Raw genomic sequence first — 21,561 nt, forward strand, 5'->3', positions numbered from 1 at the left:
TGTGCGAAGGGCGGGGGCCAGGTCAGGCGTACTCGGCCAGGGCCTTGCGCATCTTCTTCATGGCGGCCACCTCGATCTGGCGGATGCGCTCGGCGCTCACACCGTACTCGGCCGCCAGTTCGTGCAGCGTCATGCCGCCGCTGCCGTTGTCGTTCACCTTGAGCCAGCGCTCCTCCACGATGCGGCGGCTGCGCTCGTCGAGGGTATCCAGGGCCTGGGCGATGCCGTCGGTGGCCAGCACGTCGCGGCGGTGGGCCTCGATCACACGGGTCGGTTCGCGGCTTTCGTCGGCCAGGTAGGCGATGGGCGCGTAACTTTCCTCGCCATCATCCATGGTGGGCTCCAGGGCCACGTCGCCGCCGGACAGGCGGGTTTCCATCTCGATGACTTCTTCACGCTTGACCTTGAGCTCGCCGGCCACCGCGTCGATCTCGCGGTCGGTCAGGGTGCTGCGATGCAGGTCGGCCTCGGCGGCGTCTTCCTTCAGGCTCTGCTTCATCGAGCGCAGGTTGAAGAACAGCTTGCGCTGGGCCTTGGTGGTGGCCACCTTGACCATGCGCCAGTTCTTCAGGATGTACTCGTGAATCTCGGCCTTGATCCAGTGCAGCGCGTAGCTCACCAGACGCACGCCCTGGTCGGGGTCGAAGCGCTTGACGGCCTTCATCAGGCCCACGTTGCCTTCCTGGATCAGGTCGCCATGCGGCAGGCCGTAGCCCAGGTACTGGCGCGAGACGGACACCACCAGACGCAGGTGCGACAGCACCAGTTTCCCGGCGGCTTCCAGGTCCTGCTGGCTGCGCCACTTGCGCGCCAGCGAGGTTTCCTCTTCCTGCGTGAGCAGGGGCAGGCGGTTGACGGCCGTGATGTAGGCATCCAGGTTGCCCAGCGAGGGCACGAGGGCCCAGGGGTCACGGACGGTCAGCGCTGCGGTGGGGGTGTTCATGGTTGCAATAGACATCCTGAACCTCCTTTGGTTCCGACAATATTAGCACTCGATTGACGCGAGTGCTAAACACCCATCAGGGGGAACCCTGATGACAACCATAGCGGAAACTTATGAAGAAGAGCTTGGCTTAGGACAGCCCAAATTCCCGCGCCAGCAGGGCGTAGGAGTGCCGCCGCACCGCTGGATCGTGGGCCCAGGTGTTGATCACCAGCTCGTCGAGCGCCAGTTCGTCGGCCAGGCGTCGCAACTGGTCGGCCACCGTGGCGGCGCTGCCGACGAAGGCCTTGCGGCGCAAGGCGTCCACCGTGGGCCATTCCTCGGGGGTGAAGCCTTGCTCGGCGATCTGGGCCGGTGCCTGCAGCGGGCCCAGGCGGCCCCGCATGCGGTCCACCCGCCAGCGCTCGCGGCTCAGGGCGTGGTGGCGGGCCGCCTCGTCCGTGTCGGCCGCCAGGGCCCAGACGCAGATGGTGGCCTGCGGCTTGGGGTGGCGTTCACTGGGTCGGTAGAGGCTGCGGTAGAGGTGCAGTGCCTGTTCCACGCCCTGGCCGTCCATGAAGAAATAGGCAAAGGCATAGGGCAGGCCCAGGTGAGCCGCCAGCCGGGCGCCATAGTCGGAGCTGCCCAGCACCCACACGTCCGGGATGCGCGCCCACGGGGCGTCGGGGGAGGGCGCCGGCGCGCGCGGATGGGCGACGATGCCCTGGTGCGCCTGGCCGGTCAGCCAGGCCTGCAGGTCCTGGATCTGCTCGGGGAAGCGCTCGGCGGCTGCGTAGGCATTCGGGTTGAGGGCCACGGCGGTGCGCATGTCGGCGCCAGGCGCACGGCCCACGCCCAGGTCAATGCGGCCCGGGGCCAGGGCGTCGAGCACACGGAACTGTTCGGCCACCTTCAGGGCCGAGTAGTGGGGCAGCATGACCCCGGCGCTGCCCAGGCGGATGCGCTGGGTGCGTGCGGCGATGGCGGCCAGCAGGATTTCGGGCGCGGTGCCCACGATGGTGGGCAGGCTGTGGTGCTCGCTCACCCAGAACCGGTGGTAGCCCAGGGCTTCGCAATGCGTGGCCAGGTCGAGCGTATCGCGCAGGGCGGCGTCTTCGCTGGCGCCGGCCAGCGAGATGGATTGGTCAAGGACGGACAACTTCATGGGGGCATTGTCGGCAGGATGGGGCGGTCCTGCTGGTGTGCATATATCCCCACGGCGGGCCTTTCGAAGTGCTCGGGGGCTTGGCAGGGGAAGCGATGATCATATACTGTGTTTTTATACAGTTTTATTCATCATGCACCCACTGTCCTTGCCCTCCGGGGTGGCCGCCGCCGTCTGGCAAGGCGACGCTTTGCCCGGCGCCGGCGAGGCCCCGGTGTGCCCCACCGGCTTTGCCGCGCTGGATGCCCTGTTGCCGGGCGGGGGCTGGCCCTGCCAGGGCCTGAGCGAGATCCTGCTGCCGGCCTGGGGGCTGGCGGAATGCCGGCTGACGGCGCCGGCCCTGTCGCGAGCCCTGGCGGGAGACGGGAGAGGAAAGGCCGTGCTCTTCATCGGCTCGCCCGAGCCACCCCACCTGCCGGGCTGGCGCGCGGCGGGGCTCACGGCGGCCTCGATGGTCTGGGTGGACACGGCCCGGCCCGAACAGCGTTTGTGGGCGACCGAACAGGCCCTGCATTGCCCCCAGGTGGCGGCCGTGCTGCTGTGGCTGCCACCCGGGCGGGGGCAGACGGTGGGGCTGCGGCGGCTGCAGGTGCACAGCCTGCAGGGGCGGCGGCCGGTGTTCATGTTCCGGCCGCTGGCGGCGCAGGCCGAATCCTCGCCGGCGCCCCTGCGCCTGGCCCTGGAAGCCAGCCGGCCGCTGGCCCTGGTACTGCGCCTGCTCAAGCGCCGGGGGCCGGCGCACGAACTGCCGATCGAATTGCCCACCGGGCCTGAGGGCCTGGGCGAGGTGCTGGCCCACAAGCTGGCGGCCCGCGCCGCATCACCTGCCGTTTCCTCGGAGCTGTCCGATGTCTGCCCACCCCTGCTGGCTCGCCCTGTGCCCCGGCCTGGCTTGCACGTCGTCGCCGGCTGAGGGTTCGGCTGAGCCGCTGGCTGCGGCCTCGGCCGAGGCTTTGGGCTGGTGGGCGCTGCAGTTCACCCCCCGGGTGTGTCGCCACGACGAGGCGGTTCTGATGGAAGTGAGCAGCAGCCTGCGCCTGTTCGGGGGTGAGCGGATCCTGCACGAACGCATCGTGGCCGGGGCGGCAGAACTGGGCTGGGCGCAGTGTGCGGCAGCGCCGACGGCGCTGGGCGCGCTGGCCTTGGCACGCTGTGGGCGCGCGGGCGCCTGGGGCATCGGCCTGAATGCCTTGCTGGACGGCTTGCCGCTGGACAGCCTGCGCGAGGTGGCGGCCGAAGCGGCCTGGCTGAGCCGCCTGGGCTGTCGCCACCTGGGCGATGTGCGTCGGCTGCCCCGCGCCGGGCTGGCACGGCGCAGTGAAAGGGCCTTGCTGCAGACGCTGGGCCAGGCCTATGGCGAAGAGCCCTGGTCGGCGCCGTGGCTCACGCTGCCCGAAGTCTTCGAGGCCCGGCTGGAACTGCCTGGGCGGGTGGAATCGGCCCCGGCCCTGATGTTCGGTGCGCGTCGCCTGCTGCTGCAGCTGTGTGGCTGGCTGGCCGCACGCCAGGCCGGTCTGCGCAGCTTCGTGCTGCGCTGGCGGCACGACTTCCATCGCCGCGACGACCCGCCGCTGGGTGAGTTGCCGGTGCGTACCGCCGAACCCACCCGCCAGGCCGATCACTTGCTGCGCCTGCTGGGCGAGTGGCTGGCGCAGGTGCGCCTGGCCGCACCGGTGGGCGAACTTTCGTTGTTCTGCGACGAGATCGAGCCGCTGGTCGAGGCCACGCCCTCCTTGCTGCCCGGGGTGGCCGAGGCCACCGCCGGCGAAAGCCTGGCCCAGTTGATCGAGCGTCTGTCGGCCCGGCTGGGGCCGACCCAGGTGTGCCGGCCGGTGCCACGATCCGACCACCGCCCCGAAGCGCAACAGGCCTGGCGGCCGGCGGCCGAAGCGCCGGCCACGGACACCCCGGAGGAGCCTGCCGTGCCGCAGCCCGCCTGGCTGCTGAGCGTGCCGCTGCCGCTGGCCACCCGCATGGAGCGGCCGCAGCTTCAAGGGGACCTGGCCCTCCTGGCCGGCCCACACCGGATCGAGGCCGGCTGGTGGGATACCGGGCATGCGGCCGCAGCGCGCGACTACTACGTGGCCAGCAACGAGCGCGTCGGGCTGGTGTGGATCTATCGCGAGCGCCGCCTGGAAGAGGGCGGCGGCTGGTTCCTGCACGGGCGCTTCGGATGAGGCCGCCCATGGACCTGCCCGACTACGCCGAGCTGCACTGCCTGAGTCACTTCAGCTTCCAGCGCGGGGCGTCGTCGCCGAAGGAGCTGGTGGAACGCGCGCTGGCGCTGGACTACCGCGCGCTGGCGATCACCGATGAGTGTTCGCTGGCGGGTGTGGTGCGGGCCCATCAGGCCCTGGTCGACGTGTGCGTGGCCGCGAAAGAGCAGGGCCGGCCCGAGCCTGTCCTGAAGCTGCTGATCGGCAGCGAGTTCCAGGTGGACGCCTCCGTGCCTTTCCGGCTTGTGGCCCTGGCCCGCGACCGCGAGGGCTATGCCCGCCTGAGCCAGTTCATCACCGACCTGCGCCGCGCCAGCCCGAAGGGCAGCTACCGTCTGGACGCAGAGGATCTGCGCACCGATCGTCTGGCCGGCAACGAGTTGCTGTGGGTGCCGCCGCGCGGCGCGCCATTCGAAGCCTTGTGCCTGCAGGCCACAGGGTTCCGGGAGGCCTTTGGCGAAGCCGCCTGGGGGGTGGTGGAACTCTTCCACGAGATCGACGACCCGCTGTGGCTGCATACCCTGCGCGAGGTGTCGCGGCGCAGCGGCCTGCCCCTGGTGGCGGCGGGCGACGTGCACATGCACCTGCGCTCGCGCAAGCCCCTGCAGGACGTGCTCACCGCCATCCGCCTGGGCCGCCCGGTGGCCGAATGCGGCACGGCCCTGCAGCCGCATGGCGAGCGCCACCTGCGAGCGCGCGCCACGCTGGCACGGCTGTACGGCGCCGAGCTGATGGCCGCTTCGGTGGAAGTGGCCTCGCGCTGCCATTTCCGCCTGGATGAGCTGAAGTACGAGTACCCCGAGGAGGTGGTGCCGCCAGGCCAGACCCCGGCTGGCTGGCTGCGCCATCTCACCGAGCAGGGCGCGCGCGAGCGCTATCCCGCAGGCGTGCCTGATCATGTGCAGCGCCAGATCGAGAAGGAACTGGCGCTCATTGCCTTCAAGCGCTACGAGAAGTACTTCCTGACCGTGCACGACATCGTGCGCTTCGCACGCTCGAAGAACATCCTCTGCCAGGGGCGCGGTTCGGCCGCCAACTCGGCGGTGTGCTACTGCCTGCACATCACCGAGATCGACCCGGCGCGTGCCAACCTGCTCTTCGAGCGCTTCATCAGCGCCGAGCGCGATGAGCCGCCGGACATTGACGTCGACTTCGAGCACCAGCGCCGCGAGGAAGTCATCCAGCACCTCTACGGCAAGTACGGCCGCGGTCGCACGGCGCTGGCGGCCACCGTCATCTGCTACCGCGCGCGCAGCGCCATCCGCGACGTGGGCAAGGCCCTGGGCTTCGACGAGGCGCAGGTCGATGCCCTGGCCAAGAGCCATTTCTGGTGGGACAGTCTGGAGGCCCTGCCCGAGCGCCTGGCCGAGGTGGGGTTGGACGCCGCTGACCGCCGCGTGGCGCAGTGGATCGAACTGGTGGGGCAGCTGCGCGGCTTTCCGCGCCACCTGAGCCAGCATGTGGGCGGCTTCGTGATCGCCAAGGGGGAGTTGTCGCACATCGTCCCCATCGAGAACGCGGCGATGCCCGAGCGCACCGTGATCCAGTGGGACAAGGACGACCTCGAATCCCTGCGCCTGATGAAGGTCGACGTGCTCTCGCTGGGCATGCTCACCGCCTTGCGCCGCGCGCTGGAGTTTGTGAGCCGTCGGCGCGGCATACCCTTCCGGATGCAGGACATCCCCGACAAGGACGAGGCGACCTACGCCATGATCCGCCGCGCCGATACCGTGGGTGTGTTCCAGATCGAAAGCCGCGCGCAGATGAGCATGCTGCCGCGCCTGCAGCCACGCGATTACTACGACCTGGTGGTGGAGGTGGCCATCGTGCGGCCCGGCCCCATCCAGGGCGGCATGGTGCACCCTTACCTGAAGCAGCGCGAGAAGCAGCGTGCCGGCCGCGACGTGGTGGCCGAACTGCCCACAGACGGCCTGCGCGAGGCGCTGGGCCGCACGCTGGGTGTGCCCATCTTCCAGGAGCAGGTGATGCAGCTGTGCATGCTGTGCGCCGGCTTCACCCCCGGCGAGGCCGACCGCCTGCGCCGCGCGATGGCGGCCTGGAAGCGCCATGGCAATGTGCACCCGTTTCGCCAGCGCATCGTCGATGGCATGGCCGCCAACGGCTATCCCCAGGCGTTCGCTGAACGCCTGTTCAAGCAGATCGAAGGCTTCGGCGAATATGGCTTCCCGGAAAGCCATGCCGCGTCGTTTGCGCTGCTGGCCTACGACAGCGCCTGGCTGAAATGCCATGAGCCCGCGGCCTTCCTCGCGGCTTTGCTGAATGCCCAGCCGATGGGCTTCTATTCGCCCAGCCAGCTCGTGCAGGATGCCTGCCGCCACGGGGTGGAGGTGCGCCCGGTGGACGTGAGCCACAGCGAGGTCGAGGCGACCCTGGAGGACCTCACGCGCCAGCCGCAGCCAGCGGTGCGTCTGGGGCTGCAGCTGGTGGCGGGGCTGAGTGCCGCCGCCGCCCAGCGCATCGTGCTGGCGCGCGCCGAAGCGCCGTTCATCGACGTGCAGGACCTCGCCCGCCGCGCGCGGCTCGACGCCCAGGACCTGCGCCAGCTCGCTGCCGCCGACGCCCTGATGAGCCTGGCCGGCCACCGCCGCCAGCAGGTCTGGGAGGCCACCGCCTGGACGCCCCCGCCGGCGCTGCTGGAGGACGCGCCCATCGACGAAACCCCTCTGCAACTGCCGCTGGCCGCCGAGGGCGAGGAGATCGTCTTCGACTATGCCGCGTTGGGCCTCACGCTGCGCCGCCATCCGCTGGCCCTGCTGCGCGAGCAACTCCGGCGGCGGCGCCTGCAGACGGCCCGCGAGCTGCACGACCTGCCGCACGGCCGGCGGGTGCGCGCCTGTGGCATCGTCACCGGCCGCCAGCAGCCGCAGACAGCCAACGGCACCATCTTCGTTTCCCTGGAAGACGAAAGCGGCGTGGTCAACGTCATCGTCTGGCGTCGTGTGCACGAGCGCTTCCGCCGCGAGCTGCTGCACTCGCGCCTGCTGGTCGTGCAGGGCGAGTGGCAGCGCGAAGGCGAGGTGCGCCACCTGGTGGCGCAGCGGCTGGAAGACCTCACGCCGCTGCTGGGCCGCCTGGCCGACGCAGGGCTGCACAGCCGGGACTTCCATTGAGCCCCGGCTGTGGCGCGCTCAGGCGGCTTGCGCCACCGGCACCGGCAGGCTCAGCGCCAGGGTCTGCAGGCAGGCCTGGGCCACCTCGCGGCCCTTCTTGACGAAGTGCTGTGTGAAGAACTCGCGGTGCTCTTCGTGCTCATGAAAGTCGCGTGGTGTCAGCACGGCCGAAAACACCGGCACGCCGGTGTCGAGCTGCACGCGCATCAGGCCGTCGATCACCGCCGAGGCGACGAACTCGTGGCGGTAGATGCCGCCATTGACGACCAGCGCGCAGGCGATCACGGCATCGAAGCGGCCCGAGCGGGCGAGCCGCAGGGCTTGCAGCGGGATCTCGAAGGCGCCCGGCACGTCCAGGCGCTGCACCTCGGCGGGAGGTGAGGCACCGGCGGTGAGGGCCTGCACGGCGGCATCGCGGGCGCGATGCACGATGTCGGCATGCCAGGACGCGCAGACAAGGGCCACACGCCAGGGGCCGGCGGGGCGGGAGGGGGAGGAGCTGAAGGTCTGATTCATGGACTTTCCTTGGGTTGGAATCACCAGAATCAGGGCGAGCGCAAACACCGGCGCCGCAGGCACGAAGGCATGCGGCGGCCGAGACTCACGCGTGTCTCTTTCATCCGGACTGTGACCGTCGGCCCTGGCATCGCACCAGGTCTGCTGACCCCGGAGCCGCAAGAGCGGCTCCGGGCGCTCGCGGGCTCCCGCAATCGCTTGCGGATACCGCCGGTGGGGACTTCCACCCCGCCCTGAGAACGCTGCCCTTCACAAGGAAGGGCCTCTGGATTCTAGAGCCGAGCCGTCAGGCACGTTAACCTTGCGGGATGACCACTTCATCTTCCCTGCACGTGGGCGTGCTCACCGGCGGCGGCGACTGCCCCGGGCTCAATGCCGTGATCCGCGCGGTCACCAAGTCCCTCATCAACGACTGCGGCGCGCGCGTCACCGGCATCGAACGGGGCTTTCTCGGCCTGATCGAGCGTCGCGTGGTGGCGCTGGACCGGCGGGCCGTCAGCGGCATCCTGCACCAGGGCGGCACCATCCTCGGGGCGCACAACAAGGCCGACCCGTTTGCCTGGTTCGGCGCCGGCGGGGCCGATGTCTCCGGTGCGGTGATGGACTACGTGCGCGAGCTGGGCCTGGACGCGCTGGTGGCCATCGGCGGCGATGGCACCATGAGCATCGCCCACCGCTTCCAGCAACTGGGCCTGCCGGTGGTGGGCGTGCCCAAGACCATCGACAACGACCTGATGCACACCGAGCGCACCTTCGGCTTCGACAGCGCGGTGGCGGTGGTGGCCGAGGCCCTGGCGCGGCTGGAGACCACGGCGCGCAGCCATGGCCGCGTGATGATCGTCGAGACCATGGGCCGCTATGCCGGCTGGATTGCGCTCGAAGGCGGTCTGGCCGGTGGGGCCGACGTGATCCTGCTGCCCGAGATCCCCTACGACCTGGAGGCGGTGGCGACGCTGTGCCGCAAGCGTGAGGCCGCCCAGGGCTTCACGCTCATCTGCGTGGCCGAGGGCGCCCGGCCGGTGGGCGGGGCGATGACGGTGGCCGCCCACATGGCCGACAGCCCCGACCCCATCCGCCTGGGCGGCGTGGGCAACGTGCTGCGCGAGCAGTTGCAACCACACCTGCAGGGTGAAGTGCGCAGCACCCTGCTGGGCCATGTGCAGCGCGGCGGCACCCCCACGCCTTACGACCGGGTGCTGGCCACCCGCTTCGGCTGCCATGCGGCTGCCATGGTGGCGCGCGGCGAGTTCGGCCGCATGGTAGTACTGCGCGGCGATGGCTGCGACAGCGTGCCGCTGGCCGAGGTGGCCGGGCGCACCCGCACGGTGCCGCTCGGCCATCCCCTGCTGAAGGCAGCGCGTTCTCTGGGCATCTCCCTGGGTGAAACCAGGGCTTGAACGAAGGGCGACCCCACCATGAATGAGGAAGGTTCGCGCAGTCCCTTGCAAGCCGCCGCCCGGGCCGACGCCGAGCGCTTCGGCAAGCCCGAAGCTGGCTGGCGCCACAAGACCTACATCGTCATCTTTGAAGCCGACACACGGGCCGGCAAGCGCTTCGACCAGTGGCTGATCGCACTGATCCTGCTCAGCGTGTTCACCGTGGTGCTCGACAGTGTCGCCGGCATCCGGGCCGAGCACGGCAGCACCCTGCGTGCGCTGGAATGGGTCTTCACCGCCATCTTCACCGTCGAGTACCTCACCCGGCTGGCCTGCGTGCGTCATCCGCTGCGCTATGCCACGAGCTTCTTCGGCGTGATCGACCTGATCGCGATCCTGCCGTCCTACATCGCCTTCTTCATCCCCGAGGCCCACCTCCTCATCGACGTGCGCATCCTGCGCCTGCTGCGGGTGTTCCGCGTCTTCAAGCTCACCGGCTACGTGGCCGAATACAGCGCGCTGGGCGAGGCCCTGCGGGCCAGCCGTCGCAAGATCGCTGTCTTCCTGTCCTTCGTCTTCATGGTGGTGCTGGTGATGGGCACGCTGATGTACGTGGTGGAAGGCCCCGCGAACGGCTACACCAGCATCCCGATGGCCATGTACTGGGCCATCACCACCATGAGCACCGTGGGCTTCGGCGACATCACGCCGCAGACCGAGGTGGGGCGCTTCATCGCCTCGGCCATGATGCTGCTGGGCTGGGGCGTGCTGGCCGTGCCCACCGGCATCGTCACCACCGAGATGGCGGCGCAGCGGATGAGCCGGCCCACCACCACGCGCACCTGCCCGGAATGCCTGACCGAGGGCCACCTGCCCGACGCGAATTTCTGCCGCCACTGCGGCGTGCGCATGCCCCGCTACGAGCGGGATCCGGGCGCCTGAGTGTCGCTCCAGACGGTGGGACAATCGGGGTCATGAGCCCGACCACCCTGACCCTGACCCGCCCCGACGACTGGCACCTGCACGTGCGCGATGGCGCCGCGATGGCCGCCGTCGTGCCCGACACGGCGCGCCAGTTCGCGCGCGCCATCATCATGCCCAACCTCAAGCCGCCGGTGACGACGGCACAGCAGGCGCTGGCCTACCGTGAACGCATCCGCGCGGCCGTCCCGCCGGGCCTGAGCTTCGAGCCGCTGATGACGCTCTACCTCACCGACAAGCTGCCGGCCGACGAGATCGCGCGGGCCAAGGAGGCCGGGGTGGTGGCGCTCAAGCTCTACCCGGCCGGGGCCACCACCAACAGCGACGCCGGCGTCACGGATATCCGCAAGACCTACAAGACGCTGGAGGCCATGCAGAAGCACGGCCTGCTGCTGCTGGTGCATGGTGAGGTGACCGACCCCGAGATCGACCTCTTCGACCGCGAGAAGGCCTTCATCGACGACAAGCTCATCCCGCTGCGCCGCGACTTCCCCGAACTGAAGATCGTCTTCGAGCACATCACCACGAAGGAAGCCGCGCAGTACGTGGCCGATGCCGACCGGTTCGTGGGCGCCACCCTCACGGCGCACCACCTGCTCTACAACCGCAACGCCATCTTCCTCGGCGGCATCCGGCCGCACTACTACTGCCTGCCCGTGCTCAAGCGCGAGGAGCACCGCCGCGCCCTCGTGGCCGCCGCCATCTCGGGCTCGCCGAAGTTCTTCCTCGGCACCGACAGCGCGCCGCATCCGGCACACCTGAAGGAGCACGCCACCGGGTGCGCCGGCTGCTACACCGCGTTGTCGGCGCTGGAGCTCTACGCCGAGGCCTTCGAGGCGGCCGGTGCGCTCGACAAGCTGGAGGGCTTTGCCAGCTTTTTCGGTGCCGACTTCTACGGCCTGCCGCGCAACACCGGCACGGTCACGCTGAAGAAGTCGCCCTGGCAGCTGCCCGAAACCCTGCCCTTCGGCGAGGCCACGCTCAAGCCGCTGCGCGGTGGTGAGACCCTCGCCTGGCGGATGGTGGAGGGCTGAACCCGGCCATGACGCTGCCGGCGATCGACTGGCGCACTCCTTGGTTTGCGCCGCTTGCCGCCGTGGGCAACGAGGTCGAGGCGCTCGTGCGTGACGGGGCCTCGGTGGCCGACGCACTCAACACCTGTGGCGGCCCGGTGCGTTTTGTGCCCCAGGAGGCGCTGCCCGACCGCGAACCCTACGAGGCCTTCATCTTCCGCACCGGCTGCGTGCCCACGCGCCACAACCTGCACGACTTCTTCAACGGCCTGATGTGGCTGTTGCGACCTGCGCTCAAACGCCGACTGAACGAACTGCAGGCCGCCCAGATCGCGCAGGCGGGTGTGGGCGCCAGACGCGGGCCGGTGCGCGACGCCCTGACGCTCTTCGACGAAAACGCAGCCTTGCTGCAGGCGCCGGCCGAATTGGTCCAGGCGCTGCGCGAGCGTCAGTGGCGCAGGCTCTTCATCGATCACCGGGCGCTGTGGGCCCGGGCCCGCCTCGAACTCTTCGGCCATGCGCTGCTGGAAAAGCTGGTGACTCCCTACAAGAGCATCACCGCCCATGTCTGGGTGGTGGAAGAGGGCGCCGCACCCGACCTGGGGCTCAGCGCCGAAGGCCTGGCGCCCAAGCCCTTCCTGCCGCTGCCCGTGCTGGGGGTGCCCGGCTGGTGGCCGGCCAACGAGGCCCCGGCCTTCTACGACGATGCCGAGGTCTTCCGACCCCGTCGCGAGCGGGCCGGTCGCCGGCCTGAGATAATTGCCATGTGAAGCAAGCCAGACCGCCGCTGGTGCAGGTGCCGAAAGGCCGCACTGGAGGAAGGTCCGGACTGCACAGGGCAGCGTAGCAGGTAACACCTGTCCGCCGTGAGGCGAGGATCAGAGCAACAGAGACGAGTCGGGCCGCGGCGCAAGTGGCGGTCCGGGTGAAACGGGCAATCTCTACGCGCAGCAACACCAAATAGGCACACGTCGATCCGGCCCGGGGAGTGTGCGGGTAGGTGGCATCGAGCCGCTTCCGTGAGGGGCGGCCCAGAGGAATGGCGGTCACGGCGGGGCAACCCGCCGCACAGAATCCGGCCTATCGGCTTGCTTCACACATTTCAAGCATCACAAGCCGATGAATCCCGACGCCCACAAGATCTGGCCCGCTCCGCGCTGGGCCCTGGCCGTGCTGCTCGCGCTGCTGGGCATGCTCGGGCCGTTCTCGATCGACACCTACATCCCGGCCTTCGCCGGGATTGCCGGCTCGCTCGGCGCCACGCCGGTGCAGATGCAGCAGACGCTGTCGGCCTACCTGTTCGGCTTTGCCTTCATGAACCTCTTCCACGGGGCGCTGTCGGACAGCTTCGGGCGCCGCCCGGTGGTGCTGTGGGGGCTGGCGGTGTTCACGGTCGCGTCGGTGGGCTGCGCGCTGTCGCAAACCATCGGCCAGCTCGTCTTCTTCCGCGCCCTGCAGGGCCTGTCCACCGGGGCGGGCATCGTGGTCTCGCGCGCCATCATCCGCGACATGTTCCCGCCGGCCGAAGCCCAGCGCGTGATGGCGCAGGTGACGATCTACTTCGGCGTGGCGCCGGCCATCGCCCCCATCATCGGCGGCTGGATCTTCGTGCTGGCCGACTGGCACCTGATCTTCTGGTTTCTGGCGCTGGTGGGCGTGGCGCTGTGGGTGTCCAACTACCGGCTGCTGCCGGAGACCTTGCACCTCGATCACCGTCAGGCTTTCGAAGTGCGCCACCTGATGCGCGGCTACTGGCAGCTGTGCAGCGACCCGCGCTTCGTGCTGCTGGTGCTGGCCAGCGGCGTGCCCTTCAACGGGCTCTTCCTGTATGTGCTGTCGGCGCCCGCCTTCCTGGGCGTGCACCTGGCCTTGTCGCCCACCGAGTTCTTCTGGTTCTTCGTGTTGAGCATCGGCGGCATCATGGGGGGCGCGTGGTGGAGCGGCCGCCTGGCCGGCAAGATCGCGCCCAAGCGCCAGATCCGCCATGGCTTCGTGATCATGGCGGTTGTCGGCGTGCTCAATCTCGCAGCCAATCTCCTGTTCGAGGCGCATGTGTCGTGGGCCCTCTGGCCGATCGCGGCGTTTGCTTTCGGCTGGGCGCTGATGGTGCCCGTGGTCACGCTGCTGGTGCTGGACCTCTTTCCGCAGCGCCGTGGCATGGCCTCCTCGCTGCAGGCGGCTGTGGGTTCGCTGGCCAACGCCGTCGTGGCCGGGGTGCTGGCGCCGCTGGTGATGGGCAGCACGGTGGGCCTGGCCGCCACCTCCCTCGCGCTCATGGCCATTGGCCTGATGGCCTGGATCTACCTGCACCACCGCTGGCCCGACATCGGGCGTCAGACAGACACGGTCAGCGCCAGTCACACCGTGGCCTGAGCGCCCCCGTGTTGGCGGGCGGGGCCGCCACCTCCCTGCGGCGTTGTCGCGCGATCCTCACCCCCCTTTCTTCGGGGGTGGGACTTCTCATGCTTCGCTTTCACACCCCTTCGCAAGTCCTTATTTTTGCTGCACTTTTTCTGCGCCGATTTCTTCGAAATCAAATGTAAGTGCTTGATTTCATTGGCAATTTTTCCGATTTCGCTTGACCGGGGGCGAGTGCGTCGCTAAAGTGGGAGAAAGTGCAACTTAGTGGGGTTTTGTGTCTTCAGTCGTCTTCCAAGGGGCCTCAGCCCTGTCGCTGGATGCCAAAGGGCGGTTGACCGTCCCGGCGCGCCATCGCGACGTGCTGACCGCCATCGCCGGAGGGCAGCTGACGCTGACCAAGCACCCTGAGGGCTGCCTGATGGTGTTTCCCCGCCCGGCCTGGGAGCAGTTCCGCGACAAGATCGCCGCACTGCCGATGTCGGCCGCCGGCTGGAAGCGCATCTTCCTGGGCAACGCCATGGATGTGGAGATCGATGGCGCCTCGCGCGTGCTGATCTCGCCCGAGCTGCGCGCCGCAGCGGGTCTGAACAAGGAGGTGATGCTGCTGGGCATGGGCAGTCACTTCGAACTGTGGGACGCCGAGCGCTATGCGGCCCACGAGGCCGCGGTCATGCAGCAAGGCATGCCGGACGTCCTCAAGGACTTCAGCTTCTGACGGCCATGAGCGCCCCGGCTGCTCAATCTTCCCCATACACGCACCGCACCGTCCTGCTCGACGAAGCGGTGGAGGCCGTGCTGACCTCTCCCGACGGGACCTACATCGACGGCACCTATGGCCGCGGCGGTCACTCGCGGCTGCTGCTGTCCAGGCTGACCCCTGGGGGGCGTCTGCTGGTCTTCGACAAGGATCCCGAAGCGATTGCCGATGCCGCGCGGGTCCAGGACCCGCGTTTTGCCATCGAGCATGCCGGTTTCGCCACCATGGCCGAGGCCTGCGCGCGCCGCGGCATTGCCCAGGTGCAAGGTGTCCTGCTGGACCTGGGGATCTCGTCGCCCCAGATCGACAACCCTGAGCGCGGATTCTCGTTCCGCCATGACGGGCCCCTGGACATGCGCATGGATCCCTCGCGCGGCGAAAGTGCCGCCGACTTCCTCGCGCGCGCGGACGAAAAACTCATCGCGGAGGTCATACGAGATCATGGGGAAGAACGGTTTGCTCTACAGATTGCAAAGGCGCTTGTTGCTCGCCGGGCGAGCGGGCGTCCTGTTCGAACCACAGCCGAGCTTTCCGAAGTCGTGGCTGGTGCGGTCAAGACACGCGAGCCGGGCCAGGATCCCGCAACGCGGACCTTTCAGGCTCTTCGGATTTTCGTCAACGCCGAGCTTGAGGAACTCGAACAAGGCCTGAATGCGGCGCTGTCTCTGCTGGCTCCGGGCGGTCGCCTGGCCGTGATCAGCTTTCACTCGCTGGAAGACCGCCGGGTCAAGCAGTTCATCGCCGCTCACTCGCGTGCCGAGGTGAAGCGAGGCAGCCCGCAAGCCCTGGGTCTGGCGCCGCTGCCCGAGCCGCTGCTCAAGGCGCTTGCGCGCATCCGCCCCTCGCAGGCGGAAGTGTCGGCCAATCCGCGAGCCCGTTCTGCCATCCTGCGCGTGGCCGAGCGCACGGCAGTGCCGCTTCGGGAGCTCGCATGACCCGCCTGAACGTGCTGCTCTTCGTGGCGCTGGTGGCCAGCGGCCTGTACCTGGTGCATGTGTCCTATCAGGCGCGGCGTCTGTTCACCCAGGTGGAGCGGGCCCAGGCCGAAGAGCGCGCGCTGGACGTTGCGCATGAGCAGCTCCAGCTCGAGAAGCGCACCCAGGCCACACCGTTGCGTGTGGAGAAGGTAGCCCGCGAGCGACTGCAGATGCGCACGCCCACCGCGGCGGTGACGCAGTACGTGCAGTACGAAGGCGCTGCCTCGGCGGAGCATGGAGCTCGGCCATGAACTGGCTCGCGCGGCTTCTGTCCCGTCGCGGCAAGGGTGCGGCCCCCGCGCGGCGCAAGGCACGCATGCCGGCCGCGCACGCACTGCACGAGGTGCGCTACGCCACGAGCCCGCTGCTGGCGTCCAAGACGCCGCCCTGGCGCTCGAAGTTTCTGGTGGCCTGCATCGGCCTGTCGTTCTGCGTCCTGCTGGGCCGCGCGGTCTATGTGCAGATCATCGGCACCGATTTCTACCAGCGCCAGGGTGAAAGCCGCTATGCCCGCACGATCGAACTGCCGGCCAATCGTGGCCGCATCCTGGATCGCAACGGCCTGATCCTGGCCTCCAGCGTGCCGGCTCCGTCGATCTGGGTCATCCCCAAGGACTTTGAAGCCGACCACACGCAGCGGCGCGAACTCGCTCGTTTGCTGGGGATGACGACCGCCGACCTGGACAAGCGCTTGACGGACAATCCCAATTTCGTCTGGCTGCGTCGCCAGATCGACGAGGACGTGGCCGAGCGCATCAAGGCGCTGGGTCTCAAAGGCGTGCATCAGGTCAAGGAGTACAAGCGCCGCTATCCGGAAGGTGAGGCGGTGGCCCATGTCGTGGGCTTCACCGACGTCGAGGATCGCGGCCAGGAAGGTGTCGAGCTGGCCTTCCAGCGTGAGCTGGCCGGCCGCAATGGGCAGCGCCGTGTCATCCGCGACCGCCTGGGACGCATCGTTGAGGACATCGGCGAGAGCGTCGCCCCGGTCGATGGTCAGGACATCCAGCTCTCCATCGACTCCAAGATCCAGTTCTTTGCCTACCAGCGACTGCGCGAGGCGGTGGCGCAGCACAAGGCTCAGGCAGGGTCCGTGGTGGTGCTGGACGTGCGCACGGGAGAGGTGCTGGCGCTGGCCAACTACCCCAGCTACAACCCCGCGAAGCGTCAGAATCTCAGCGGTGCGCAGCTGCGCAACCGAGCCCTCACCGACACCTTTGAACCGGGCTCGACGATGAAACCCTTTGTGGCTGCCCTCTCGATGGAGACGGGTCGCGTCACCGCGAACACCACGATCGACACCGGAGCAGGCTGGATCACGGTGACGGGCTCGACCATCCGTGACACCCGGGCGTACGGCCGCCTGTCGGTGGCCGAAGTCATCCAGAAGTCCAGCAACGTGGGCACCGTCAAGCTGGCCCAGCAGATTCCGTCGCAGGAAATGTGGGAGATGTTCACCGAGATCGGTCTGGGTCAGAAGCCCCACTTGCCCTTCCCGGGGGTGGTGAGCGGCCGCCTGCGTCCGCCCAAGACCTGGCGACCCATCGAGCATGCCACCATGAGCTATGGCTATGGACTGTCTGCCTCGCTCTTCCAGCTGGCCCAGTCCTATACCGTGTTTGCCCGCGACGGTGAACTCATCCCGGTGACCCTGCTCAAGTCGGACGAGCAGGCCCACGGGCCGCGTGTGTTCTCTGTGCGCGTGGCCCAGACCACGCGCAGGATGTTGCAGATGGCCGCCAGTGCCGGAGGCACGGCGCCGCTGGCCCAGACAGTGGGCTACTCCGTGGGCGGCAAGACCGGCACGGCGCGCAAGCAGGAGGGCAAAGGCTATGCCGACAAGAAGTATCGCTCCTGGTTCGTGGGAGTGGCGCCGATCGAACAGCCTCGCATCGTCGTGGCTGTCATGATCGACGAGCCCACCGCGGGACACTTCTACGGCGGCATCGTTGCCGCGCCCGTGTTTGCCGAGGTGGTGCAGCAGAGCCTGCGCATGATGGGGGTGCAGCCCGACATCGCCGTGCAGCCGCAGATCGTCGCTCGCCAGGGCGAGGCAGTGGAGGAGAGCTTCTGATGGCCGTGCGCATGCTCGACACTGCCGGTGCGGCGCTCCAGTGGCTGCGTGAGCGCGGCTGTACCGACCTGGCGCTGGACAGCCGGCGCATCCGTGGTGGCGAAGGCTTCATCGCCTGGCCCGGCCACGCCACCGACGCGCGCCAGCATGTGGGCGCTGCGCTGGCGGCCGGCGCACGCGCCTGCCTGGTGGAACAGAAAGGTGTCGAGGCCTTCGGCTTTGACGACGAGCGTGTGGCGGCGATGCCCGGGCTGAAGGCCCTGACGGGCCAGCTGGCTGACCAGTGGTTCGGCGAGCCGTCGCGCGAGGTCACACTGATCGCCACCACCGGCACGAACGGCAAGACGTCCACTTCCTGGTGGGTGGCGCAGGCGCTGGCGGCGTTGGGCATTCCCTGCGGGCTGATCGGCACCCTGGGAGTGGGGCGCCCGGGCGAGCTCACGCCCACCGGCCTGACCACGCCCGACCCCATCACCCTGCACCGCACGCTGCGCGAATTTGCGCAGACCGGGATGCGTCACTGTGCCATCGAGGCGTCGTCGATCGGCATGGATGAGCACCGGCTCAATGGCACACGCATTGCCGTGGCCTTGTTCACCAACTTCACCCGCGACCACCTCGACTACCACGGCGGCATGGCAGCGTACTGGGAGGCCAAGGCCCAGCTCTTCGCCTGGCCGGGCCTGCGCTCGGCTGTGGTCAATCTCGATGACCCCAAGGGCGAGGACCTGGTGTCGCGTATGCGGGGGGGCGATGTGTCGGTGTGCCGCTACGGCCTGCACCCGCAGGCCGACCTGCACGCGCGCGCGGTGGGCTACAGCGGCGGCGGACTGGGTTTCGAGCTGGTCGAAGGCCATGACACCGCCCGGGTGCAGACCGCACTCATCGGCGAATACAACGTGTCCAACCTGCTGGCGGTGGTGGGTGCCTTGCGTGCGCTGGGCGTGTCTCTGGGCGATGCCGCAGCGGCCTGCGCCCGGCTCGGCCCGGTGCCCGGCCGCATGCAGCGCATCGATGGCGAGGGTGCCCCCTCGGTGGTGGTGGACTATGCGCACACCCCGGATGCGCTGGACAAGGTGCTGCTGGCGCTGCGCCCCTTCGCGCGGGAGCGGGGCGGGCAACTCTGGTGCGTCTTCGGCTGTGGCGGGGACCGCGATCGCAGCAAGCGGCCCCAGATGGGGGCGGTGGCCCAGGCGAGGGCCGACCGGGTGATCGTCACCAGCGACAACCCCCGCAGCGAAGCGCCGATGCGCATCATCGAAGAGATCGTTGCCGGCATGCGCCCGGCCCCCATGCTGCAGGCCATCGAAGACCGGCGGGTGGCGATCGCCACTGCCGTTGCAGCGGCCGACGTGCGCGACGTCATCCTGCTGGCCGGCAAGGGCCACGAGGATTACCAGGAAGTGGCGGGCCAGCGGCTGCCCTTCTCGGATATCGAAGAAGCCCAGGCCGCCCAGACGATGCGGAGGGCACGCGCATGATGACGTTGTCCACGGCTCACGGTCTGCTGAGCGGCGCCACCCTCGTGGGCGACGGTGAAACCGTGCTGCTGCGCGTGCACACGGACACCCGCAGCCTGCGCGCAGGCGATTTCTTCGTGGCCCTGCGCGGTGAGCGTTTCGACGCCCACGACTTTCTGGTCCAGGCCCGCGAAGCCGGGGCGGCAGCGGCTCTTGCCGAGCGCGGCCTGGCCGAGGCCGGTCTGCCCGGCCTGCTGGTGCCGGACACCCGCGCGGCCCTGGGGGAGTTGGCGGCCGCCTGGCGCGCGGGCATGCACCTGCCCCTGATTGCGGTGACGGGCAGCAACGGCAAGACCACCGTGACCCAGATGATCGCCTCCATCCTGCAGGAGTGGGTGGGCGAAGGGGCGCTGGCCACGCAGGGCAACTTCAACAATGACATCGGTGTGCCGCTGACCCTGCTGCGCCTGCGGCAGAACGATGAAACCTGGCACCGCGCTGCGGTGGTCGAGCTGGGCATGAACCACCCGGGCGAGATCGCTTTGCTGGCCCGCATGGCGGCACCCACGGTGGCGCTGGTCAACAACGCCCAGCGTGAACACCAGGAGTTCATGCGCAGTGTCGAGGCGGTGGCGCGAGAGAACGGCGCGGTGATCGAAGCGCTCGGCCCGACGGGCGTGGCCGTGTTTCCCGCGGACGATGCCTACACCTTGTTGTGGCGCGGCATGGCGGGCCAGCGTCCGGTGCTCGTGTTCGGCGACGCCCCCGGGGCGGACGTGAGCGGGCAGGCCCATTGGGGCCCGCAGGGCTGGCATCTCTCCCTGCACACGCCCGTGGGGACGCTGACGACCCAGGTGCGCATCGCCGGGCGTCACAACGTGCGCAATGCCATGGCGGCTGCCACCTGCGCGCTGGCAGCCGGCGCCCCGCTGGAGGCCATCGCCCGGGGGCTGCGCACCTTCGAGCCGGTGTCCGGGCGCTCGCAGCTGCAGGTCATCAGCCTTGGCGGCGAGTCGGTCACCCTGGTGAACGACAGCTACAACGCCAACCCCGACTCGGTGCGCGCCGCCATCGATGTGCTCGCAGAGTTGCCGGAACCTCGCTGGCTGCTGCTGGGCGACATGGGGGAGGTCGGGGACCAGGGGGAGGCCTTTCATCGCGAAGTGGGAGCCTACGCGCGCGAGCGCGGCATCGATCACCTGTGGGCCGTCGGCAGCCTGTGCGAGCAAGCGGCAAGCGCCTACGGCAGCGGTGCCCGGCACTTTGCGTCAACCGCCCAGGCCCTGGCGGCGTTGGGGCAGGGTCCCGCCGGCGTGCGCAGCGTCCTGGTCAAGGGCTCACGATTCATGAAGATGGAACAGATCGTCTCGGCCCTGGCTATGCCCGGCCGTGGCGGCATGCAGGGAAAGGACACGCCATGCTGATCACGCTGGCTCAGTGGTTGCAAGGCCTGTCGCCGGAGTTCGGCTTCCTGCGCGTGGTGCAGTACCTCACCTTCCGCGCCGTGATGGCGGCGATGACCTCGCTGCTCATCGGCCTGGTCTTCGGACCCTGGGTGATCCGCAAGCTGACCGAACTCAAGATCGGCCAGCCCATCCGCGAGTACGGCGTCCAGGCCCATCTGTCCAAGAGCGGCACGCCCACCATGGGTGGGGTGCTCATCCTGCTGGGCGTGGCGGTGTCCACGCTGCTGTGGTTCGACTGGTCCAACCGCTTTGTGTGGATCGTGCTGATCGTGACGCTGGGCATGGGCGCCATTGGTTGGGTCGATGACTGGCGCAAGGTGGTCCAGAAGAATCCCGAGGGCATGCGCTCGCGCGAGAAGTACTTCTGGCAGTCGGTGATCGGGCTGGTGGCCGCCATCTACCTGGCCTTCGCGGTGTCCGAATCATCGAACGTGCGCGTGATCGAACTCTTCCTGCGCTGGGTGCAGTCGGGCTTCTCCAACCCGCTGCCGCCCAACGCCGACCTCTTCGTGCCCTTCTTCAAGGAAGTCAGCTATCCGCTGGGTGTGTGGGGCTTCATCATCCTCACCTACCTGGTCATCGTGGGCTCGAGCAACGCCGTGAACCTCACCGATGGCCTGGACGGGCTGGCCATCATGCCGGTGGTGATGGTGGGCTCGGCCCTGGGCGTGTTCGCCTACGTGGTGGGTAACGCGGTCTATTCGCGCTACCTGCTGTTCCCCTACATCCCGGGCGTGGGCGAGCTGCTGATCTTCTGTGCGGCCATGGCCGGCGCGGGCCTGGCCTTCCTATGGTTCAACACCCACCCCGCCCAGGTCTTCATGGGCGACGTGGGCGCCCTGGCCCTGGGCGGTGCCCTGGGCACGATCGCGGTCATCACACGGCAGGAGATCCTGCTGGCCGTGATGGGCGGCATCTTCGTCGTGGAGGCTCTGTCGGTGATGCTGCAGGTCGTCTACTTCAAGTACACCAAGCGCAAATACGGCGAGGGCCGGCGCATCCTCAAGATGGCGCCGCTGCACCACCATTTCGAGAAATCCGGCTGGAAGGAAACGCAGGTGGTGGTGCGTTTCTGGATCATCACCATGCTGCTGTGCCTGGTGGGTCTGGCCTCGCTCAAGCTGCGCTGAACACGGACACGAACACATT

18 protein-coding genes, 1 other RNA gene and 1 riboswitch are annotated in these 21,561 nt (G+C 68.8%); of the genes, 16 read left to right on the forward strand and 3 right to left on the reverse strand.

From position 1 onward, the window contains the following. Positions 1-22 precede the first annotated feature (22 nt). Together rpoH and C1704_RS01485 are read right to left on the reverse strand one after the other, a co-directional pair. Positions 23-943, reverse strand: coding sequence for an RNA polymerase sigma factor RpoH (gene rpoH / locus C1704_RS01480; RefSeq protein ID WP_419186770.1), 921 nt, complete (start codon positions 941-943; stop codon positions 23-25). Positions 944-1,073: 130 nt separating this feature from the next. Next, entirely contained in the window at positions 1,074-2,087 is a 1,014-nt protein-coding gene (locus C1704_RS01485; protein ID WP_104300257.1) for an LLM class flavin-dependent oxidoreductase, read from the reverse strand. Positions 2,088-2,220: 133 nt separating this feature from the next. Between C1704_RS01485 and imuA the strand changes: the two genes are divergently transcribed. The 3 genes from imuA to C1704_RS01500 are packed head-to-tail and all read left to right on the forward strand — an operon-like array spanning position 2,221 to position 7,434. After that, positions 2,221-3,000: a translesion DNA synthesis-associated protein ImuA gene (gene imuA / locus C1704_RS01490; RefSeq protein WP_170064596.1), complete on the forward strand. Its 780-nt coding sequence runs from the start codon at positions 2,221-2,223 to the stop codon at positions 2,998-3,000. Beyond that, the gene (locus C1704_RS01495) at positions 2,936-4,264 is read left to right on the forward strand and encodes a Y-family DNA polymerase (protein WP_245876343.1); all 1,329 of its coding nucleotides are present in this window, start codon (positions 2,936-2,938) and stop codon (positions 4,262-4,264) included. The genes imuA and C1704_RS01495 overlap by 65 nt, the downstream gene beginning before the upstream one ends. A gap of 8 nt (positions 4,265-4,272) precedes the next feature. Beyond that, positions 4,273-7,434, forward strand: a complete 3,162-nt coding sequence (locus C1704_RS01500) for an error-prone DNA polymerase (protein ID WP_104300259.1) — start codon at positions 4,273-4,275, stop codon at positions 7,432-7,434. Positions 7,435-7,452: 18 nt separating this feature from the next. On the opposite strand, the gene C1704_RS01505 is transcribed toward C1704_RS01500, so the two are convergent. Further along, positions 7,453-7,950: a 6,7-dimethyl-8-ribityllumazine synthase gene (locus C1704_RS01505; protein ID WP_104300261.1), complete on the reverse strand. Its 498-nt coding sequence runs from the start codon at positions 7,948-7,950 to the stop codon at positions 7,453-7,455. An 87-nt stretch (positions 7,951-8,037) separates the two neighbouring features. Then, positions 8,038-8,195, reverse strand: a riboswitch (FMN riboswitch). 81 nt (positions 8,196-8,276) lie between these two features. Between C1704_RS01505 and C1704_RS01510 the strand changes: the two genes are divergently transcribed. The 13 genes from C1704_RS01510 to mraY all read left to right on the forward strand — a co-directional run bounded on the left by C1704_RS01510 (position 8,277) and on the right by mraY (position 21,542). Next, positions 8,277-9,347, forward strand: coding sequence for a 6-phosphofructokinase (locus tag C1704_RS01510; RefSeq protein ID WP_104300373.1), 1,071 nt, complete (start codon positions 8,277-8,279; stop codon positions 9,345-9,347). Between the two features lie 18 nt (positions 9,348-9,365). Beyond that, the gene (locus C1704_RS01515) at positions 9,366-10,268 is read left to right on the forward strand and encodes an ion transporter (protein ID WP_104300263.1); all 903 of its coding nucleotides are present in this window, start codon (positions 9,366-9,368) and stop codon (positions 10,266-10,268) included. A 32-nt stretch (positions 10,269-10,300) separates the two neighbouring features. Continuing rightward, a complete protein-coding gene (gene pyrC / locus C1704_RS01520) occupies positions 10,301-11,341 on the forward strand; it encodes a dihydroorotase (RefSeq protein ID WP_104300265.1) in 1,041 nt (346 codons plus the stop codon). An 8-nt stretch (positions 11,342-11,349) separates the two neighbouring features. Continuing rightward, positions 11,350-12,090 (forward strand): DUF3025 domain-containing protein, encoded by a 741-nt coding sequence (locus tag C1704_RS01525; RefSeq protein WP_104300267.1) that lies wholly within the window; start codon positions 11,350-11,352, stop codon positions 12,088-12,090. Next, positions 12,089-12,419: RNase P RNA component class A (rnpB, locus tag C1704_RS01530), an RNA gene on the forward strand. Before C1704_RS01525 ends, rnpB begins: the two co-directional genes overlap by 2 nt. Positions 12,420-12,439: 20 nt before the next feature. Further along, a complete protein-coding gene (locus tag C1704_RS01535; RefSeq protein ID WP_104300269.1) occupies positions 12,440-13,693 on the forward strand; it encodes a multidrug effflux MFS transporter in 1,254 nt (417 codons plus the stop codon). A 262-nt stretch (positions 13,694-13,955) separates the two neighbouring features. After that, positions 13,956-14,396, forward strand: coding sequence for a division/cell wall cluster transcriptional repressor MraZ (gene mraZ, locus C1704_RS01540; RefSeq protein ID WP_104300271.1), 441 nt, complete (start codon positions 13,956-13,958; stop codon positions 14,394-14,396). A 5-nt stretch (positions 14,397-14,401) separates the two neighbouring features. Next, complete coding sequence (gene rsmH / locus C1704_RS01545) at positions 14,402-15,373, forward strand: 16S rRNA (cytosine(1402)-N(4))-methyltransferase RsmH (protein WP_104300273.1); 972 nt, start codon at positions 14,402-14,404, stop codon at positions 15,371-15,373. Further along, positions 15,370-15,666 (forward strand): cell division protein FtsL, encoded by a 297-nt coding sequence (gene ftsL / locus C1704_RS01550; protein ID WP_104300275.1) that lies wholly within the window; start codon positions 15,370-15,372, stop codon positions 15,664-15,666. Before rsmH ends, ftsL begins: the two co-directional genes overlap by 4 nt. Beyond that, positions 15,663-17,486 carry a peptidoglycan D,D-transpeptidase FtsI family protein gene (locus tag C1704_RS01555; protein ID WP_104300277.1) on the forward strand — a complete coding sequence of 608 codons (1,824 nt, stop codon included), beginning with the start codon at positions 15,663-15,665 and terminating at the stop codon, positions 17,484-17,486. Before ftsL ends, C1704_RS01555 begins: the two co-directional genes overlap by 4 nt. Continuing rightward, positions 17,486-18,967, forward strand: a complete 1,482-nt coding sequence (locus C1704_RS01560) for a UDP-N-acetylmuramoyl-L-alanyl-D-glutamate--2,6-diaminopimelate ligase (protein WP_104300279.1) — start codon at positions 17,486-17,488, stop codon at positions 18,965-18,967. Before C1704_RS01555 ends, C1704_RS01560 begins: the two co-directional genes overlap by 1 nt. After that, positions 18,964-20,370 (forward strand): UDP-N-acetylmuramoyl-tripeptide--D-alanyl-D-alanine ligase, encoded by a 1,407-nt coding sequence (locus C1704_RS01565; protein WP_419186771.1) that lies wholly within the window; start codon positions 18,964-18,966, stop codon positions 20,368-20,370. The genes C1704_RS01560 and C1704_RS01565 overlap by 4 nt, the downstream gene beginning before the upstream one ends. Continuing rightward, a complete protein-coding gene (gene mraY / locus C1704_RS01570; protein ID WP_104300281.1) occupies positions 20,364-21,542 on the forward strand; it encodes a phospho-N-acetylmuramoyl-pentapeptide-transferase in 1,179 nt (392 codons plus the stop codon). Before C1704_RS01565 ends, mraY begins: the two co-directional genes overlap by 7 nt. The last annotated feature ends 19 nt before the right edge of the window (positions 21,543-21,561 follow it).

This window comes from Caldimonas caldifontis, from assembly GCF_002930615.1.
In the GTDB taxonomy this organism is placed as follows: Bacteria; Pseudomonadota; Gammaproteobacteria; order Burkholderiales; family Burkholderiaceae_C; genus Caldimonas; species Caldimonas caldifontis.

What these genes read in the sequence shown, in the direction of transcription:
- rpoH (WP_419186770.1), bottom strand. Translation starts at nt 943, where the DNA reads ATGAACACCCCCACCGCAGCGCTGACCGTCCGTGACCCCTGGGCCCTC.
- C1704_RS01485 (WP_104300257.1), bottom strand. Translation starts at nt 2,087, where the DNA reads ATGAAGTTGTCCGTCCTTGACCAATCCATCTCGCTGGCCGGCGCCAGC.
- imuA (WP_170064596.1), top strand. Translation starts at nt 2,221, where the DNA reads ATGCACCCACTGTCCTTGCCCTCCGGGGTGGCCGCCGCCGTCTGGCAA.
- C1704_RS01495 (WP_245876343.1), top strand. Translation starts at nt 2,936, where the DNA reads ATGTCTGCCCACCCCTGCTGGCTCGCCCTGTGCCCCGGCCTGGCTTGC.
- C1704_RS01500 (WP_104300259.1), top strand. Translation starts at nt 4,273, where the DNA reads ATGGACCTGCCCGACTACGCCGAGCTGCACTGCCTGAGTCACTTCAGC.
- C1704_RS01505 (WP_104300261.1), bottom strand. Translation starts at nt 7,950, where the DNA reads ATGAATCAGACCTTCAGCTCCTCCCCCTCCCGCCCCGCCGGCCCCTGG.
- C1704_RS01515 (WP_104300263.1), top strand. Translation starts at nt 9,366, where the DNA reads ATGAATGAGGAAGGTTCGCGCAGTCCCTTGCAAGCCGCCGCCCGGGCC.
- pyrC (WP_104300265.1), top strand. Translation starts at nt 10,301, where the DNA reads ATGAGCCCGACCACCCTGACCCTGACCCGCCCCGACGACTGGCACCTG.
- C1704_RS01525 (WP_104300267.1), top strand. Translation starts at nt 11,350, where the DNA reads ATGACGCTGCCGGCGATCGACTGGCGCACTCCTTGGTTTGCGCCGCTT.
- C1704_RS01535 (WP_104300269.1), top strand. Translation starts at nt 12,440, where the DNA reads ATGAATCCCGACGCCCACAAGATCTGGCCCGCTCCGCGCTGGGCCCTG.
- rsmH (WP_104300273.1), top strand. Translation starts at nt 14,402, where the DNA reads ATGAGCGCCCCGGCTGCTCAATCTTCCCCATACACGCACCGCACCGTC.
- ftsL (WP_104300275.1), top strand. Translation starts at nt 15,370, where the DNA reads ATGACCCGCCTGAACGTGCTGCTCTTCGTGGCGCTGGTGGCCAGCGGC.
- C1704_RS01555 (WP_104300277.1), top strand. Translation starts at nt 15,663, where the DNA reads ATGAACTGGCTCGCGCGGCTTCTGTCCCGTCGCGGCAAGGGTGCGGCC.
- C1704_RS01560 (WP_104300279.1), top strand. Translation starts at nt 17,486, where the DNA reads ATGGCCGTGCGCATGCTCGACACTGCCGGTGCGGCGCTCCAGTGGCTG.
- C1704_RS01565 (WP_419186771.1), top strand. Translation starts at nt 18,964, where the DNA reads ATGATGACGTTGTCCACGGCTCACGGTCTGCTGAGCGGCGCCACCCTC.
- mraY (WP_104300281.1), top strand. Translation starts at nt 20,364, where the DNA reads ATGCTGATCACGCTGGCTCAGTGGTTGCAAGGCCTGTCGCCGGAGTTC.